Below are 16,581 nucleotides of genomic sequence, written 5' to 3' on the forward strand. Positions count from 1 at the left end.
TTATGGGCAGGTTTTTTAGATTTCGCGTTTTGCTCGACGCGGGGACGCGGGGACGCGGGGACGCGGGGACGCGGGGACGCGGGGATGGGGGGACGCGGGGACGCGGGGACGCACAGAAAGATTTTAGAACGAAAAAATAGGCTTTTTCAGATTGAATGTAAAATACCTAACCTGTGAGGGAGACTGGGGGAGGCAGGGAGAGCAGTTGTACAGACGCGATTAATCGCGTTTGTACTAAGGGAAATTAAGCCGCGCAATAAATAGGGGCAGGTTTGAAACCCACCCCCATTGCTTCTGATATATTCCGTCCAACTGCTGCTGCTACAGGCTTTAAACTATCAACTAGATTCACCATATCTTCGAGGGATAGGGCTTGGCGTGCATCAGAAACCGACTTTTCGGGTTCTGGGTGACATTCAATAATTAGCCCATCTGCCCCACAAGCTACCGCAGCCTTAGCCATAGGTGCTATTAGTTCCCGTTTACCTACGGCATGGGAAGGATCTACAATCACTGGCAAGTGAGTTATTTGTTTAAGAGCTGCTACAGCACCTAAATCCAAAACATTGCGTGTGTAATTATCAAAGCTGCGGATACCTCGTTCACACAACACCACATCAGGGTTGCCGTGACTGAGGATATATTCGGCTGCCATCACGAACTCTTCAATTGTCGCTGCTAAACCACGTTTAAGCAGTATTGGCTTACCAGCTTGCCCCAAAGCTTTGAGTAAATCGAAGTTTTGCATATTACGACTACCAACTTGAAGCATATCAACATGGGCAGCGACTACCTCAATTTGAGAAATCGACATCACCTCAGTGACGATTGGCATATTGTAACGCGATCGCACCCTCGTCAAAATCGCTAATCCTTCCTCTCCCATGCCCTGAAAAGCGTAGGGAGACGTCCGAGGTTTGTAGACACCGCCCCGCAATGCCTGTATAGGTGCAGCAGACAGCTTTTCGGCGACTTTCTCCATTTGTTCCAAGCTTTCCACAGCACAGGGGCCACCGATAATTATCACCTCTTCGCCGCCAAAAGCAACTTGTTCTGTGAGTTTAACAACAGTCTGGTGGTTAACATGAGATTGTGCAGCAAGTTTAGCGTTAATCATGGTTTTGTCCTTAGTTATTAGTCATTTGTTATTCTTCGCGTCCCCGCGTCTTCCCCAGTCCCCATTACCCCTAATCCCAAGAAAAAAGCCCAGAACCTGCGAGAAGTTCCGGGCGCGTTCTGATTCATCGGCATGACGCTATTTACCCGGAACTTGATCTGGGCCAAAAGTAAAAGCCATAAAACCAGCTGCTGAGATAGGTCATCACGATGAGAATTTACTCCTTAAAAAACAAAAACCGCAGAGTTTGCTCTGCGGTTCACCGGGCAGTTTCCATCTGGAAACCAGCTCACCCCCGGTGAACCGCCCTAAACCAAAAATAAAAATAGGATTTGTTGCTAGACATTTGTGGGATATTTAGCTGAAAAATTTAACCTACACCTTTAACTTGTTAAGTTAGCAGCAAGAGCCGGCCGTGTCAAGACGATTTTTATATTCAAAACAACTCCCAGACAATGAGAGATCATCAAAACAATGGCAATGATCAGAAATTTACCTCAGTTCTCAACCAATATAGCCAACTTTGCCACCCCAGTAAAAAAGCGATAAACTCAGTACAACTGTGGAAATCAAGGTTGGTAGCTTATTTTAGTAAACTAAGAAAGTTACTTGTCATTAAGATATCACCAAAGTTATGTAAATGTACAAATATTGTTAGGTCATGATTAATGGGTAATGTAAATAAATAAAAATGAATATTGAAAAAACTAAAAATTTATTAACTTACCCAAGTTTTCATTGACTCGATCAACTTTTTAGAATCACTAGTTTTATTATGCCCAGTTCCAAAATCTTAGCTACATCTTTCGACTATCATGGAGTTTACCCCTGCCCAGTTTGTCGGATAGGTAAGATTTCTCACATGCCATTAATGGAAGCGATGTCTTGCGATTTTTGCCAAGAGATTTTTACTGTCAACTCAGAACTCCAGCAAATCAAGATGCCTTCTCGGCAACCTCCCCTAATTTGGCGTTGGAATGGATGTAATTGGACAGAAGCACAGTTAGAAGGTGTGGAATTAGGTTGGGGTTATTTATTAGCAGCAATTGCTTTTGTAATTCTACCTACAACTCTAGTTGGTGTGGTGGCTTACTATTTTCCTCCTAACCCCAAAGAACCCATTACTTGGATGCCGTATATTTGGACAATATTAGCTTTTTTGTCGCATTTATCAATAATTGTTTGGATATTTATAGAGGTTTATCAAATTCCAGTATCAGCATATTTCAGAGCTGTGGGTAGGTGGAGAAATGGAGTTTTGGGGAGATGAAGTATTGGGGACTGGGGACGCGGTGAGACAGCGAGTAAAGGAGGGTTTCCCTCCGCAGGCGACTGCGAACCCGTTCGCGCAGCGTCTCCGATAGGAGAAGGGTAGGGGGAAACGGGGACGCGGTGAGTCCAGTGAGTAAAGGAGGGTTTCCAACGCCAGTCGCTCATGGGGGAAACCACACCACTCCCACGCCACTTGCGACAACTTTCTCGACCAGAGCAACAATGACAAATGACTAACACTAAAGTCGTATGAACGAGATGGAGCGGTACTATAGAGTCTTGGAATTAGAGCCTGGAGCAACACTTGAAGAAGTTAATCAGGCTTACAAAGATTTAGTTTTTGTCTGGCATCCAGATCGCATTCCTAAAGATAATATCCGCTTACACCAAAAAGCACAAGAAAAGCTCAAAGCAATCAATGAAGCTCGTGATAAATTACGTTCTTCAAAAGTAAGGCATCAACATCCACAACATCAACCACATCAACCTTATTCCCCACCGTATCAACAGAAAAATAATCAACATAAAAGTACATCTGAATCAACTCATCAACCACCACCAAAACAAAATCCAGACTTGAGTGGCAAAGACTACAGTCGGGCAAATTTGAGCAATAAAGATTTATCTGGTAGAAATTTGAGTTATGCCAATTTGAGTGGTGCTGATCTTAGTGATACTTTCATGCACAAAGTTAATTTAAGAGGGGCAAATTTATCGGATGCAAATTTGTTTCGAGCAAATCTACTTTTAGCTGATCTTAGAGAGGCAAATTTACGCTCAGCTAATTTGATTGGAGCAGATCTCAGTGGTGCTGATTTACGAGGAGCAGACTTGACAGGGGCGCGGATGCGTTCAGGCGATCGCCTGCTTGTTAAACTAGTTGGTGCCAACTTAGCCGGCGCAGTCATGCCCGATGGCGCTATTCATCAGTGAGTTGGGGACTGGGAAGTGGGTGTTTATTATTCCTCCCCCTGCTCCCTGCTCCCTGCTCCCCACTCCTCTTTACAAGACTCCTTTAGAACTGGGGATCATTCCCGCACGACGGGGATCAATTTCCACGGCTATTCGCATGGCTCTGGCAAATGCTTTAAATGTCGCCTCAATGATGTGATGGGAATTAATGCCATCGAGTTGTCGGATGTGTAGTGTCATTTGGCTGTGATTCACTAGTGCTACAAAGAATTCGCGCACTAATTGAGTGTCGTAGGTTCCTACTCGTTGGGTGGGAATTTGCAAGCCGTAGCTGAGGTGAGGACGCCCAGAAAAATCTAGCGCTACCTGAACTAAGGCTTCATCAAGTGGGGCAAGAAAATTACCAAAGCGAACAATGCCTTTTCTATCGCCTAGTGCTTGGTGCAAAGCTTGCCCTAAAGTAATGCCCACATCCTCGTTGGTGTGATGGTCGTCAATTTCCCAATCTCCCTTAGCTTGGATATCCAAGTCAATCAAGCCGTGGGAAGCAATTTGATGCAACATATGATCCAAGAATGGAACACCTGTTGCTGCCGTACAGATGCCTCTACCATCCAAGTTAACAGTAACTTGCACATCAGTTTCACCGGTAGTGCGATGAACAGTCGCAATTCGCGGAGTGTAATTTGGGGAATTGATTTGACGATTAGTTGTTTGCATGAGACTAAGGGAGTGGGGAGTGGGGGGATGTGGTTCGACTTCGCTCACCAACCGGGGGATGAGGGAGACGCGGGGACGCGGGGATGCGGTGAGGTAGCGCGGTCTTGGGGGTTTCCCCCATGAGCAACTGCGTTAGCGCAAGCGGTAGCGAGGAACGAGCATCACCCGAAGGGGGACGCGGAGAATAACTAATGACAAAGGACAAATGACAATTCCCAATTTCCCAGTCTCCAGTCCCCAGTCCCCAGTCCCCAGTCCCCTACATTCCCATAATTTCATATCCTGCATCTACATACAGAACTTGTCCGGTAATGCCGCTAGATAAATCACTACATAGGAAAGCTGCTGCGTTGCCAACTTCTAGCTGGGTTACGGTGCGGCGTAGGGGGGCGATTTGCTCTACATGATGAATCATATCTAAAATCCCGCCTACCGCTGAAGATGCCAAAGTCCGAATGGGGCCAGCTGAGATGGCATTGACACGAATATTTTGTGGCCCTAGTTCGGCAGCTAGGTAACGCACACTCATTTCTAACCCTGCCTTGGCTATTCCCATGACGTTATAGTTGGGAACCACCTTCACACCCCCTAAATATGTCAAGGTGACGATGCTACCTCCCTGTGTCATTAAGGGTTTGGCGGCACCTGCTAATTGTATTAGTGAGTAGGTACTAATATCCAGAGCAGTGTTGAAGCCAGAGCGAGAAGTTTGGCTAAAATCTCCACTCAAATCGTCTTTGCTAGCAAAAGCTAAGCAATGGATCAAAAGATCCAACTTTTCCCACTTTTCGCGGACTGTTTCAAAGGTAGACTTAATCTGTTCATCGTTTTGAACATTACATGGAAGAAATAAGCTTGGTTTAAGAGGTTCTACTAATTCCGCTACTTTTGTCTCCATCCTACCTCGGTCATCCGGTAGGTAGGTAATCCCTAGATTTGCTCCGGCTTTATGCAATTGTTGAGCAATACCCCAGGCGATCGAGCGGTTATTGGCAATACCTGTAACAAGGGCGTTTTTTCCAGTGAGATTAAGCATAGAAATTGTAAATCAGATCGATCACTAGGAGCATACTAGAATCTGCGGCTACTTGATCTTTGTTTTGCACGCAATTTGTCAAAATGATTATTGAGGAGGATATTTACCGCAATAAAACTCTCAATTATTTCTTAAGATATTCTCAAGATACCTTAAATTGTTCTTCCAAAAAACTTTTTATTACAGGTATTGGAAGCGTTTATCAACAATAATCAGCTTAAAGGTTCTACAATTATGTATCATTATAAACAAACAGTTATGAAACAATAAGTTGGAGTATAGGAAAGTACAGAAAGGTTGACGGTGCTTTATTGATTTTTCAGGTGTATTCTTAGGTAATTAGTTTTTGTTTTTCCGGCATTGGGTAGGGGAAGGGAGATGATCGTGACACAAGATAAAGCCCTAGCAAATGTATTTCGTCAGATGGCGACCGGGGCGTTTCCGCCTGTCGTGGAGACGTTTGAACGCAACAAAACGATCTTTTTTCCTGGCGATCCTGCCGAACGAGTTTACTTTCTTTTAAAGGGTGCTGTAAAACTTTCCAGGGTGTATGAGGCAGGAGAAGAAATAACAGTAGCACTGCTGCGGGAAAATAGCGTTTTTGGTGTGTTGTCACTGCTGACGGGAAATAAGTCAGATCGGTTTTACCATGCAGTTGCATTTACCCCTGTGGAATTACTGTCAGCACCAATTGAACAGGTGGAGCAAGCACTCAAGGAAAATCCCGAATTATCAATGTTAATGCTGCGGGGTCTATCTTCGCGGATTTTACAAACAGAGATGATGATTGAAACTCTCGCTCACCGAGATATGGGTTCTAGGTTAGTGAGTTTTCTATTAATTCTTTGTCGAGATTTTGGCGTTCCTTGTGCTGATGGAATCACAATTGATCTCAAGTTATCTCATCAAGCGATCGCTGAGGCAATTGGTTCAACTCGCGTTACAGTTACTAGGTTACTGGGAGATTTGCGTGAAAAAAAGATGATTTCTATCCACAAAAAGAAGATTACTGTCCACAAACCTGTTACCTTAAGTAGACAATTCACTTAAAAGTAATTGGGGTTAGAGTTAGCACATGTTGTATTTTTAGAAAGAAAACCCACAGTCGGAGGTAAATCTAAAAATTGATTAAATTCAGCCATTGCCAATCTCGAATCCCCCACAAACAATGGTCGAAAGTAGTAGGCTGTATCTGCAAGCATTTCGGTAGCTGAAGATGACCACAGGGTTCATCCTCATTGCAGCAATTGTCATCTTGGGAGGCGTAATTGCGACCGTAGGCGATCGCATTGGCACACGAGTCGGCAAGGCTCGCCTCTCATTATTTAAGCTGCGTCCGAAAAACACCGCTGTATTGGTAACTATTTTTACAGGCGGTTTGATTGCAATATCTACCCTAGCGATTTTATTTGCTGCTGATGAAGGATTACGCAAGGGAGTTTTTGAGCTAGAAGATATCCAAAGAGATCTCAGGCAGAAGCGCGAACAGCTCAAAACCGCAGAAACTCAAAAAAGCCAAGTGGAGGGTGAGTTAAGCAAAGCTAGGCAAGAACAAGCCAAAGCACAAGCAGACTTACAAGCAATCAATAAGTCCTTACAAGCGGCGAACGCCAAACAACAGCAAACCCAAGCTCAACTCAACCGCACCATTACCAGACAAGCTCAAACTCAAACTCAACTCCAGCGTACCCAAAATCAGCTAGGGTTAGTGATCACTCAGTATCAACAAGCGATCGCCGAACTGCAAAGCGTATACGACCAAAGAAAGACGCTACAGGCAGCAATTGAACAACTCAAAGCCGAACGCGAAAGACTTTACGCCGACGCTAAAAAAGCGATTGACGAAGCCAAAACAGCCATTGAAGGACGCGATCGCGAACTAGCCAACCGTCAGTATGCTATTGAACAGCGCGATCAAAAAATTACTCAACTCGATAGACTAATTCAAAAACGTAATCTCGAAATTGCAGTGCGAGAACAAGTGATTACCAAGCGGGAATCTCGCCTCAAAGAATTGGAGAAACAGCAAGCTTATTTAGAAGAAGAAGTCGCCAGACTAGAAAAATACTATCAATCCTACCGTGATTTGCGTTTAGGTAAACTGGCTCTAATTCGGGGTCAAGTTTTAGCTGCTGGCGTAGTTCGCGTTAACCAAGCCACAGCCGCCCGCGAAGCAATCATACAACTTTTACGAGAAGCTAATCGCAATGCCAACATTGAATTGAGCGAACCTGGTTCACCTGCAAATGTAGAGTTGCTGCGGGTTAGCAAAGAAAAGGTTGAGCAATTGATTAAGCAAATTAGTGATGGCAGAGAGCATGTAGTACGGATTTTTTCGGCTGGCAATTATGTCAGGGGAGAAAAACAAATAGAATTTTTTCCCGACGTAGCGCTCAATCAACTAGTTTTTTCGGGAGGTGAAGTCCTAGCTACAACAACTGCCGATCCTAAAACCATGACTTCATATCAATTACAGCAGCGGCTCGAACTGCTAATTTCTGCTTCTCAATTTCGCGCTCGCAATGCTGGAATCGTCGAAAATGTGCAAATAGACGGTACTCTTTTGCGCTTTATTGCTCAACTGAGGCAATCTGAGCAACCATTAGAGATTAAAGCAATAGCCGCAGAAGATACTTATACAGCCGGCCCTCTCAGAGTCAAATTAGTAGCACTATTAAACGGACAAATTATTTTTAGAACGTAAAAGGGCGTGGGCTTCTCCTGTCGGAGACGCTACGCGAACGACTTCGCTCAGCCCACGGGGAATGGGGAATGGGGAATTGGGAATTGTCATTCATCATCCCTTTTCATGGCGGAGACGCTGCACGTAGCAAGATCCCGAAGGGTACGACTTCGCTCAGGGCAAGTTGTTATTGATTATTCTCCGCGTCCCCGCGTCTTCCCCACTCCCTACTCCCTACTCCCCACTCCCTCCAGCTCGACAAGGACGACTGTGATGTTATCATGACCACCTTCCTCTTTTGCAGCCTCAATGAGAGAAAGCGCTACTTTGTCGTCAACGGCAGGACTATCTTGTAGGGAAGCGGCAATTTTTTGATCAACTAGTTCTTCTGTCAAACCATCGCTGCATAATAGCAAGCGATCGCCTGCTTTGACATCCAGTTGTTGTACATCAATTTGATTCAGGTCTTCACGTCCCAAACAACGGGATAATACATGGCGAAATGGATGAATACGTGCTTCATCTTGGGTGATGTCACCAATCTTGATTGCTCGCGCTACCCAGGTATGGTCTTCTGTGAGTTGCTCTAATTGCGATTTGCGAAAGCGATATAGGCGCGAATCACCAACATGAGCGCACCAAGGTTGTTCGGAAGCACGAAAAAGTACTGCGACAACCGTTGTCCCCATATCGGCGCGTTCAGGATGATTTTGCTGATCCTGTAAAATCGCTTGATTGGCTTCCCACAAGGCTTGCTCTAGTAATTCTGGGGAAGATTTAGCTGATTGCCAATTTGTTTCTAAATACCCTTGAATTTCCCTTGTGGCGATGCGACTGGCTTCTTCACCTCCCGCATGACCACCCATACCATCAGCAACTATGAAAAATCGCCCTTCTGGGTCGATATAGTATGCATCCTGATTATTAGAACGAATAAGTCCCGGATCGCTAAAACCCGTGAAATTAAGTTTCATAAATTTTTTTTGCAACAATTAATACATACGGTCATAACGCTCAAGGCGTAAAAGCAGCCGGATTAACATTACTGAAATCCCTACTGCAATTAAACCAGGCAACAGGGCCAACCATGCAAGATTATGAACCACTAAAATAGTAGCTGAAAGGGTAAAACCACTAATTAAAAGAGCATAGCTGATTGAGAGTTGAATATTACCCTGTCGCCGCAGCAGACGTTCTGTTTCTACAGAACGAACCCGCAGACGCATATCTCCCCGTTCTAGTTTTTCTAGTGTATCTTCTAATCTCCGTGGTAGTCCAAAAGCAGTGCTACTGACTTGAACTGCTTGACGACTTAATTCGTTGAGAAAGCTATTCCCCTCAGAACCATTTGTGTTGGTCATAAGCTGCATTGCATATGGTTGGGCAACTTCCATAAAGTTAAATTCTGGATCTAAGCCTTTGCCTACTCCTTCTAGAGTAGAGAAAGCCCGCATCACAAAAGTGAAAGTTGCTGGAAATCTAAATGGTTGATTATATGCTATTTCGTAAAGGTCGTCACTGATGGCTGCGACCGATTGGGTTTCAAAGGGCTTATCCATAAAATTATCCAGCATGTACTGGACGGAACGCCGGACTGGCCCCATGTCATCTACTGGAGCGATCGCACCCAAGTCTATCAAAGATTGAACGACGCGATCGCCATCTTTTTGGGCAATGCCAAACAGCGTTTCCATCAGTCCTTCCCGCACATTCGCCTTAATCCGCCCCATCATGCCGAAATCGTAAAAGATTAAAGCACCACTGGGACTCACCGCAATATTACCTGGGTGGGGGTCAGCATGGAAGAAGCCATTATTAAGTAACTGATGTAAGTATGCTTGAGCGCCTTGACGGGCTAGTAGCTTGCGATCTAAACCCGCTGCTTCTAAAGCTTCGTATTGGCTAATTTTAATTCCAGGTAAGTATTCCAAGGTCACTACACGAGATGTGGTGTAGCGCCAGTATACTCTAGGAACTTTTACCCAGTCATAGGCGCGAAAGTTACGCCGAAAAGTATCGGCGTTACGACCTTCACTAAGATAATCAATTTCTTCCCACAGAATCCGGCAACACTCTTCGTAAATCCCTATCCAATCTCGTCCTTGTCCCCATTTGGGGTGATTTTGAAAGTAGCGGGCGATTCCCTTAAGAATTTCTAAATCTATTTCAAATAATTTCTTTAGCCCAGGACGCTGTACTTTCACAACGACAGCTTCCCCTGTGTATAACACAGCCTTGTGTACTTGCCCCAAGCTAGCAGCGGCTAAGGGGATGGGTTCAAAATTCTGGAAGAGTTCAGGAATTTTTTTACCTAGTTCTTGCTCAATAATCGTTTCTACTTGCTCGTAGCTAAATGCTGGGACTCTATCTTGTAATTTGGCTAGTTCTTCTACATATTCACTGGGGAATATGTCAGCGCGAGTAGAAAACAACTGCCCGACTTTGATAAAAGTTGGGCCCAAGTCTAGTAGGGTATTACGAATCCAGATCGCTTGCGCTTTGCGTCTTGCAGCTTGCTTAGCTTCAGTTACACCACCTGAGTAACTCCAAGATTTGTTATAACGCCAAATCTTGAACATTAAGAGCAAAACGAAAGACCAAATATCAACAAAGCGCCGTCTACTAGAGTAGTTTTCACGATTCCAACGGTATGCTTTATCTGAATAACCTTGTTCCATATGTGTTGCGTACCGCCGGGTTGTCACCGAATCAACTGCAAGAAAAGACACTCTAAATTTCTAAACTGGTTTGGGATAAATGTCATTTATCAATTGTCATTAGTTTATAAACAAATGACCAATGACTAGATATTGCTGCGATAACGTTGCAATTCAGTTCGCAACAGAGCGATTTCTGCTCGTAATTCATCAATCTCTGCTTGCAAGTCAACACTATCTGCATAGGTTTGTCCACTACCTGTGGTAGCTTGGCCAGCGTTAGCCGCTTCTGCTGCCCGGTTTGCCCGTTCTAGGACTTCTTCTGTAAACTGGCGCAGTTGTTCTCTAGCCTCGGCATCAAATTTACCTAATTCACTCAAAGCATCGGTCAAGGCGACCTCTAAACGCTCGTTAACTACTTCAGCTACCGCTCTGCCTACGAAAAAGGCTTGTACTAGTGGGTTACTCATAAATTTTTGTTACGTTGCTCCGCACAAGAATTATAACTTGCCTGTATGCTTTGCGGCTTCTGCTTTGGAGCTTGGCTTGTGTGGATTTTGGGAGATGGGGCGAGGATATTTTGTGAAGTGCTTGAGAAATCATTAATAAATTGAAATAAGAAATTGTGATTATACGTAGTAAATATGTATATTACGTTTCTGCATAATGGCGATCGCTAAACAGCAAAATCCCAGGTATTAGCCCTCAAACTTGTTGTCAGGCTAGCTATTTGATTTTCGCGCATAACAAAATTAACATCTAATACATTTTAAAACTCAGGAGGTCAGCAATGGTTGGTATTGGAGAGAGTTTCGGCTTAGGAGTAATTCTGGCTGGCGTCGTATCTGGTGTCTTGGGTAACACTGCTGACCGACAAATACTAGGTGGATATCAAGCTGCGTATACAGCTTTTCTCAAGCATCAAGGTAAGTTTGTCAATCATGACCTGGAAAAAGCTCTAAAACGTTCTTTTCTATTAGCGCAACAAAGCATTGCTGATGAGTGCCGCCAAGAGATCGTCAAATCTTCTCGGATGCGATACCGAGGCGCTCCCCGACCTGAAACATTAGAACACGAAGCTGATATTCGTCTGCTGAATCAAAAACTTAAACAACTTAAACAAGAATTAAACAAAGTTAATAAATTAAAAGAAAACACTACACCGATTACATCTTTGAGCGACTTGGGATTGCTGTTAACTCAAGCGGGAACTTTAGAACAAAAGCATATCAAAGACCAACTTTTAGCAGTAGCTATTCAAGATATTACTGTACCTTGCTATCAAACTAAAGCAGAAAATAGTTTATTAGAAAGAATCAATGCTTACTTTATCTTTGAGATTAAAAATAATCCAGTTGTCAAAGATATATTGCAAACACAATTTTTAGCTAAGATTAATCTTCAATCTGAAGATTTAGAAAAATCATTACAGAATGTAGCGCAGGTTTTCCCACAGTTATTAGAAAAACTCGAAAATCTGGAAGAAAAGATTCAGAAAATAGGGGCAGAAAATCAAGAAAATCAAGCTATTAGACAGATTATTCAAATTAAGCTACCCCTAGAAGAACTAACGCCAGAGCAATCACAAAATATTATCGCTCTTCTGCGAGAGATTTCAGAGGATGTTACCTTAGAATTTTTGGCAACCAAGAAAGGAAGTGTCATCCTATTTTTTGAAGGTTCACAAGATGGATATGAACGATTACAGAGACTATTCCAGTCTGGTCAATTAGCCCAAAGATTGGGTGTGCCTGTAGAATATGTAACTACAGTAGGTGAAGATAATCTAGTTGCTGATATTGTTGATAGCAACATTTTAGATAACTTTAGACAATGGTTTGACTCATTGAGAGAATATTGGCAAAAGCCGCAATTTTTACCTGCGAGAAGCGCTGAATTGCAACCAACACAAAACACTATTCAGCGGGGTAAAGTAATTGATTTGGGTGAAGAACAGTCAATAGTACTAATAATAAAAGTAACTGAAGAACCTGATGAGATATTAGGGATTATCGTCTCTGTTTATCCAACGAAAGATGCGTATTTACCAACAGGTTTGCAAGTAATCACAATTGATGAATCTGGAGAAACGATTCGTGAAAGCACATCTGGTAAAACTAGTGATTCTATAAAACTAGAGTTTGCTGTTGCACCTCAAGAACAATTCAGTATAGTCCTCAAATTGGGCAATATTCAAGTTAGAGAAAATATTCTTGAGAGTGTTAGCTTTTAAGCTCTAGCAGCGAGGTACTTAATATCTCATTAGATTAATGCGTAGCTAATAAAATTGGGTATACCTCTGTGTTCCTCTGCGCTTTCCTCCGCGTTTAAAAATGTTAGTCTGCACCTCATGACAAAAAAAGTTGAAATTGAATTTTTAAATGGTAGTTTTGCAAAGGGGTTTGATGTCACTCTCCGAGTGATTGATGAGTGTCAATTTACGGGTAAGCTACCTGAACAGCCAGATATTCCCAGATTGTTACGTCACTGGCAAGAGAACTTTCAAAACAAGGTAAAAAATTCTCTAAATCGTGCCATACCTCGCAGTGCAACAGAATTTAATACCAGTGATTCAGCCGAAGCTTTAGCAATTGCACTAGATAACTGGCTCAATTCTGAATCTCCAGAGTGGAAAAGAATCATATCTGGTTTACACATAAACCTCCACAAAAATGATGAAATCGAAGTAATTATTAAAGCTCAAGACCATCAAATACGACGGTTGCCTTGGCAAGAGTGGAATTTATTCAAGAACGACTATCAGAAAGCAGAAATTGCCTTGAGTCCTACAGAACATCAAAAAAAGAATCGTAGTTTTTGTGCTGGTGAAGAAATCAGAATTCTGGCAATATTAGGCAATAGTAACAACATTGATACTGAGTTTGATGTTGAAGAATTAAAGAAGATAGAGAAAAGAGGCGCAAAAGTCGAATTTATTAAGCAACCAAGCAAACGAGAATTCCTTCAGCAATTGGGGAATGAACAAGGCTGGCATATTTTATTTTTTGCTGGCCATAGTAATAGCGATGATGATGCTCAGACTGGTTGGCTACAAATTAATGAAACTGAAGGCTTAAATATTAAACAATTAAAAAATACTCTGACATATGCAATTGAAAGAGGGTTGCAATTAGCAATTTTTAGCTCTTGCGATGGTTTGGGATTAGCAAATCAACTAGCAAATTTGTCTTTGCCTTTAAGTATTGTGATGCGAGAGATAATACCTGATATTGTAGCAAAGGACTTTTTACAATGTTTTCTGGATTCATTTTCGCTAAATCGATCTCTTTATATGTCGGTACGAAAAGCAAAAGGATATGTAGCAGACCTTTGTAATGATGAATATCCTGGCATTGGTTGGTTGCCAATAATTTGCCAAAATCCTAATGCAAAAACATTATTAAGTTGGGTTGAACCAGGTGGAAGTAAACAAGCTCAAGAATCATTAGGAGTACCAACAAATACACCAGCTTATATACATCAAAATGTGTCAATAAATAGACCAGTTCATATACCTCTATATGAATGGGCTTTTAGTGGTAGAGAAGCAGAATTGTCAGAGTTAGCAAATAAGCTAATCACACTCAAAGGACAGCAAAGGTGCAACATAATTGGCATATGGGGTACTGGTGGCATGGGTAAGTCGGCGCTGGCTTGCAAGTTTGCCAGTTCATATAGCGATAGCGAAGATTTTCCTGGTGGTGTGATTTATCAGCGAGTAGATAATAAAAAATTAATAGATATAGCTAAAGAATTTGCTGACCACTGCGGGGATGAAATTAAACCAGAAGATGAGCGTAGGGGTGCTGATCATATCATGCAGAAAGTATTTCGGAATCGGCGTGCTTTGCTGATTTTTGATAATGCTGAAACACAAAATATCGAGCAACTATTACCAACCGTAACAGATCAATATTCTGTGATTGTAACAGCACGCGATCGCGGCATATTTCCCCTGAAAATGCAGCCAGAATGTCAGATAACTCTTGAGCCACTTCCTGATAGCGATGCTTTAAGTCTCCTAGAAAAACTTTTAGGTAAAAAGCTGATCAACGACAAAAAACAAGCGGCTGAAGAAATCATTAATTTAGTGGGTGGATTACCATTAGCTTTGAGAATTATCGGGACTAATTTACAAGTAAATTCGGTGCGATCGCTACAACAATATGCTATTAACTTACGCAATGAAAAACAACGCCTAGATAATCTCAGATACGATAATATTAATGAACTTAATGTGAGAGCGACCTTTAATCTGAGCTTAGAACAATTACGAAGAAAGAACGAACAAGAAACTATAAACTTCTTTTCATATCTCAGTGTCTGTTATCAAGATGGCTTTTCTAAGTATGCAGCCAAAGCAGCAAGTAAATTTGATAAATTAACAAAAGTAGAGGAACAACTAGGATATTTATGTAGATTTTCATTGCTAAATCACGAAAAAGGGCAAGAACGATATGTATTTCATCCTCTCATTCGAGTTTTTGCTCAAGAAATATTAGAAGCACAACCCACAGAAGCAAACAAAGCTAAAGAAAGACATGCTTTTTTCTATCAAAATTTTATTAAATATAATGATTTAAAACAAAGAGAAATTGCATCTATAGTTTCAACTGAGTTGAATGAAATTATGCGAGTTGCTCAATGGATGCAGCTTGAAGAAATTGCTGATTTTGAATTTAGTCGCCGCCTAATGCCTTTTTTTGAGCAATATGTTTTTTGGCACCAAGCAGTCGATATGATTGCTGGATTCATCCCATTAGCAGACAAGCTTTCAGAATGGGAAGAAATGGTTAATTTACGCATTCAAAAAGCCAAATTTCTATCTCGGCTAGGTGAACACCAACAGGCTTATGAGGTGCTTATTGGTCTTGAAAGTATGCTGGATGGCATCTATCCACCTAAACGGCGTCTGCATTGTGAAGCAATGTGGTTAACTACAAGGGCGGTAGCTTTACAAGGACTGAGTAAATTTTCAGAAGCCATAAAAGATCTAAAACGCGCTGTTGAAATAGAAAAACAAGATGCGGGTAGCCAAAGAGGTTTGTCAAAAGCACTCAATACTCTGGCTGGAGTACTGGAGAAGCAAGAATGCTACGGTGAAGCCATAGAAGCTTTGATGCTTTGTCTTAAGATTGAAGAAGATATAAACAAACAAAGAGACAACCGAAAAGGATTAGCAATTGCATTAACTCGATTGGCGACTGTGCTAGGTCAGCGTGGCAGGTATGATGAAGCCATAAAAGCTTTGATGCGTTGTCTTGAGATTGAAGAAGATATAAACAAGCAAAAAGACAACCGAAAAGGGATAGCAATTACTCTAAATTCTTTGGGCACAAGATTCAGCCAAAATCAAGAATATGAGAAAGCTATTGATTATTTGACGCGCTGTTTAAAAATGAAAGAGGAATTGAAAGACCGAGTGGGTATAGCAATGGCACTCAACAGTTTAAGCGAGGTTATGTATAAGCAAAATGAAAATTTGGATAAGGTGATGACATATCTTCAACGCAGTGCTGAGATTAAAGAACAACTCAATAGTTCAAGCACATTAAACAAATTTATCGATATTTTAGTTAAGGTATTAAAGGCATTTGTAAATCAGGATAGGCGTAATGATGCCTTAGCCTATTGTCAAAATATATTGGCGATTATACCTCAAAACCAACGCCTTCTAACACTGCGCGACGAGTTATCTCGATTCTAGTAAATATCACAATCGGGAGTTTAGTAAGTCAATTTCTGAGATACTAAGCTGTTCCATATATAACTTGCATAATTAGGGCGGGCAAGATGCCCACCCCACAAGAGTTTTATTTAATTTGATTATGTAATTTAGATGTTTTTTAGCTTAAATCATAGCGATCGCTACCCTTAGTCATTAGACCTCTTGCATAAATATTTTTTTTTGTTGGGCTACGCCCCGCTTCTCTACGAGACGCTTCGCGAACGCTAACACGCAGAGGCGCAGCGAAAAGTTCTGTTCGCGTAGCGTCTCCGTCAGGAGAAGGAGGGTTTCCCTCCGTAGGAAACTTTTCAAGACAGAGACGCAGAGAAGAGAACGCAAAGAAGGACTTTTGCAAGAGGTCTATTAATAATCATTGGCGTGACGCAGATAATATAATACTGATTTAATTACGAATTACGTTAGCGCAGCGTAAAGCCTGCGGCATAGCTTCGCTTA

Annotated in this window: 13 protein-coding genes; 7 read left to right on the plus strand and 6 right to left on the minus strand. The window is 42.1% G+C overall.

Features of this window, described 5'->3' with window-relative positions:
* Nucleotides 1–2 precede the first annotated feature (2 nt).
* Nucleotides 3–140, plus strand: a complete 138-nt coding sequence (locus AC5JMF_RS10015) for a hypothetical protein (protein ID WP_495795557.1) — start codon at nucleotides 3–5, stop codon at nucleotides 138–140.
* A gap of 104 nt (nucleotides 141–244) precedes the next feature.
* Here AC5JMF_RS10015 and aroF read toward each other — a convergent pair whose 3' ends face one another.
* Complete coding sequence (gene aroF, locus AC5JMF_RS10020; RefSeq protein WP_495795558.1) at nucleotides 245–1,117, minus strand: 3-deoxy-7-phosphoheptulonate synthase; 873 nt, start codon at nucleotides 1,115–1,117, stop codon at nucleotides 245–247.
* Nucleotides 1,118–1,892: 775 nt separating this feature from the next.
* On the opposite strand from aroF, the gene AC5JMF_RS10025 reads away from it, so the two are divergent.
* Together AC5JMF_RS10025 and AC5JMF_RS10030 are read left to right on the plus strand one after the other, a co-directional pair.
* Entirely contained in the window at nucleotides 1,893–2,387 is a 495-nt protein-coding gene (locus tag AC5JMF_RS10025) for a hypothetical protein (RefSeq protein WP_495795559.1), read from the plus strand.
* Between the two features lie 251 nt (nucleotides 2,388–2,638).
* Entirely contained in the window at nucleotides 2,639–3,322 is a 684-nt protein-coding gene (locus AC5JMF_RS10030; protein ID WP_495795560.1) for a pentapeptide repeat-containing protein, read from the plus strand.
* 69 nt (nucleotides 3,323–3,391) lie between these two features.
* Here the strand turns inward: AC5JMF_RS10030 and hisB are convergent, their stop codons facing one another.
* Together hisB and fabI are read right to left on the minus strand one after the other, a co-directional pair.
* The gene (gene hisB / locus AC5JMF_RS10035) at nucleotides 3,392–4,021 is read right to left on the minus strand and encodes an imidazoleglycerol-phosphate dehydratase HisB (RefSeq protein ID WP_495795561.1); all 630 of its coding nucleotides are present in this window, start codon (nucleotides 4,019–4,021) and stop codon (nucleotides 3,392–3,394) included.
* A gap of 259 nt (nucleotides 4,022–4,280) precedes the next feature.
* The gene (gene fabI / locus AC5JMF_RS10040) at nucleotides 4,281–5,057 is read right to left on the minus strand and encodes an enoyl-ACP reductase FabI (RefSeq protein ID WP_495795562.1); all 777 of its coding nucleotides are present in this window, start codon (nucleotides 5,055–5,057) and stop codon (nucleotides 4,281–4,283) included.
* 378 nt (nucleotides 5,058–5,435) lie between these two features.
* Between fabI and ntcA the strand changes: the two genes are divergently transcribed.
* Both ntcA and AC5JMF_RS10050 read left to right on the plus strand, forming a co-directional pair.
* Nucleotides 5,436–6,107 carry a global nitrogen regulator NtcA gene (gene ntcA, locus AC5JMF_RS10045; RefSeq protein WP_010998529.1) on the plus strand — a complete coding sequence of 224 codons (672 nt, stop codon included), beginning with the start codon at nucleotides 5,436–5,438 and terminating at the stop codon, nucleotides 6,105–6,107.
* 166 nt (nucleotides 6,108–6,273) lie between these two features.
* Entirely contained in the window at nucleotides 6,274–7,761 is a 1,488-nt protein-coding gene (locus tag AC5JMF_RS10050; protein WP_495795563.1) for a DUF3084 domain-containing protein, read from the plus strand.
* Between the two features lie 206 nt (nucleotides 7,762–7,967).
* Here AC5JMF_RS10050 and AC5JMF_RS10055 read toward each other — a convergent pair whose 3' ends face one another.
* The 3 genes from AC5JMF_RS10055 to AC5JMF_RS10065 form a co-directional block, all read right to left on the minus strand.
* A complete protein-coding gene (locus AC5JMF_RS10055) occupies nucleotides 7,968–8,714 on the minus strand; it encodes a Stp1/IreP family PP2C-type Ser/Thr phosphatase (protein ID WP_495795564.1) in 747 nt (248 codons plus the stop codon).
* An 18-nt stretch (nucleotides 8,715–8,732) separates the two neighbouring features.
* Nucleotides 8,733–10,418, minus strand: coding sequence for an ABC1 kinase family protein (locus AC5JMF_RS10060; protein WP_495795565.1), 1,686 nt, complete (start codon nucleotides 10,416–10,418; stop codon nucleotides 8,733–8,735).
* A 125-nt stretch (nucleotides 10,419–10,543) separates the two neighbouring features.
* The gene (locus tag AC5JMF_RS10065) at nucleotides 10,544–10,867 is read right to left on the minus strand and encodes a DUF6825 family protein (protein ID WP_495795566.1); all 324 of its coding nucleotides are present in this window, start codon (nucleotides 10,865–10,867) and stop codon (nucleotides 10,544–10,546) included.
* A gap of 320 nt (nucleotides 10,868–11,187) precedes the next feature.
* On the opposite strand from AC5JMF_RS10065, the gene AC5JMF_RS10070 reads away from it, so the two are divergent.
* Both AC5JMF_RS10070 and AC5JMF_RS10075 read left to right on the plus strand, forming a co-directional pair.
* The gene (locus AC5JMF_RS10070) at nucleotides 11,188–12,630 is read left to right on the plus strand and encodes a DUF1822 family protein (RefSeq protein ID WP_495795567.1); all 1,443 of its coding nucleotides are present in this window, start codon (nucleotides 11,188–11,190) and stop codon (nucleotides 12,628–12,630) included.
* A gap of 117 nt (nucleotides 12,631–12,747) precedes the next feature.
* On the plus strand, nucleotides 12,748–16,104 hold the full coding sequence (locus tag AC5JMF_RS10075; protein WP_495795568.1) for a CHAT domain-containing tetratricopeptide repeat protein: 3,357 nt from the start codon (nucleotides 12,748–12,750) through the stop codon (nucleotides 16,102–16,104).
* The last annotated feature ends 477 nt before the right edge of the window (nucleotides 16,105–16,581 follow it).

This window comes from Desmonostoc vinosum, from assembly GCF_059505385.1.

Bases quoted from the DNA above. Each gene is read 5' to 3' on its own strand.
- AC5JMF_RS10015 (WP_495795557.1), top strand. From the start codon at position 3: ATGGGCAGGTTTTTTAGATTTCGCGTTTTGCTCGACGCGGGGACGCGG.
- aroF (WP_495795558.1), bottom strand. From the start codon at position 1,117: ATGATTAACGCTAAACTTGCTGCACAATCTCATGTTAACCACCAGACT.
- AC5JMF_RS10025 (WP_495795559.1), top strand. From the start codon at position 1,893: ATGCCCAGTTCCAAAATCTTAGCTACATCTTTCGACTATCATGGAGTT.
- AC5JMF_RS10030 (WP_495795560.1), top strand. From the start codon at position 2,639: ATGAACGAGATGGAGCGGTACTATAGAGTCTTGGAATTAGAGCCTGGA.
- hisB (WP_495795561.1), bottom strand. From the start codon at position 4,021: ATGCAAACAACTAATCGTCAAATCAATTCCCCAAATTACACTCCGCGA.
- fabI (WP_495795562.1), bottom strand. From the start codon at position 5,057: ATGCTTAATCTCACTGGAAAAAACGCCCTTGTTACAGGTATTGCCAAT.
- ntcA (WP_010998529.1), top strand. From the start codon at position 5,436: ATGATCGTGACACAAGATAAAGCCCTAGCAAATGTATTTCGTCAGATG.
- AC5JMF_RS10050 (WP_495795563.1), top strand. From the start codon at position 6,274: ATGACCACAGGGTTCATCCTCATTGCAGCAATTGTCATCTTGGGAGGC.
- AC5JMF_RS10055 (WP_495795564.1), bottom strand. From the start codon at position 8,714: ATGAAACTTAATTTCACGGGTTTTAGCGATCCGGGACTTATTCGTTCT.
- AC5JMF_RS10060 (WP_495795565.1), bottom strand. From the start codon at position 10,418: ATGGAACAAGGTTATTCAGATAAAGCATACCGTTGGAATCGTGAAAAC.
- AC5JMF_RS10065 (WP_495795566.1), bottom strand. From the start codon at position 10,867: ATGAGTAACCCACTAGTACAAGCCTTTTTCGTAGGCAGAGCGGTAGCT.
- AC5JMF_RS10070 (WP_495795567.1), top strand. From the start codon at position 11,188: ATGGTTGGTATTGGAGAGAGTTTCGGCTTAGGAGTAATTCTGGCTGGC.
- AC5JMF_RS10075 (WP_495795568.1), top strand. From the start codon at position 12,748: ATGACAAAAAAAGTTGAAATTGAATTTTTAAATGGTAGTTTTGCAAAG.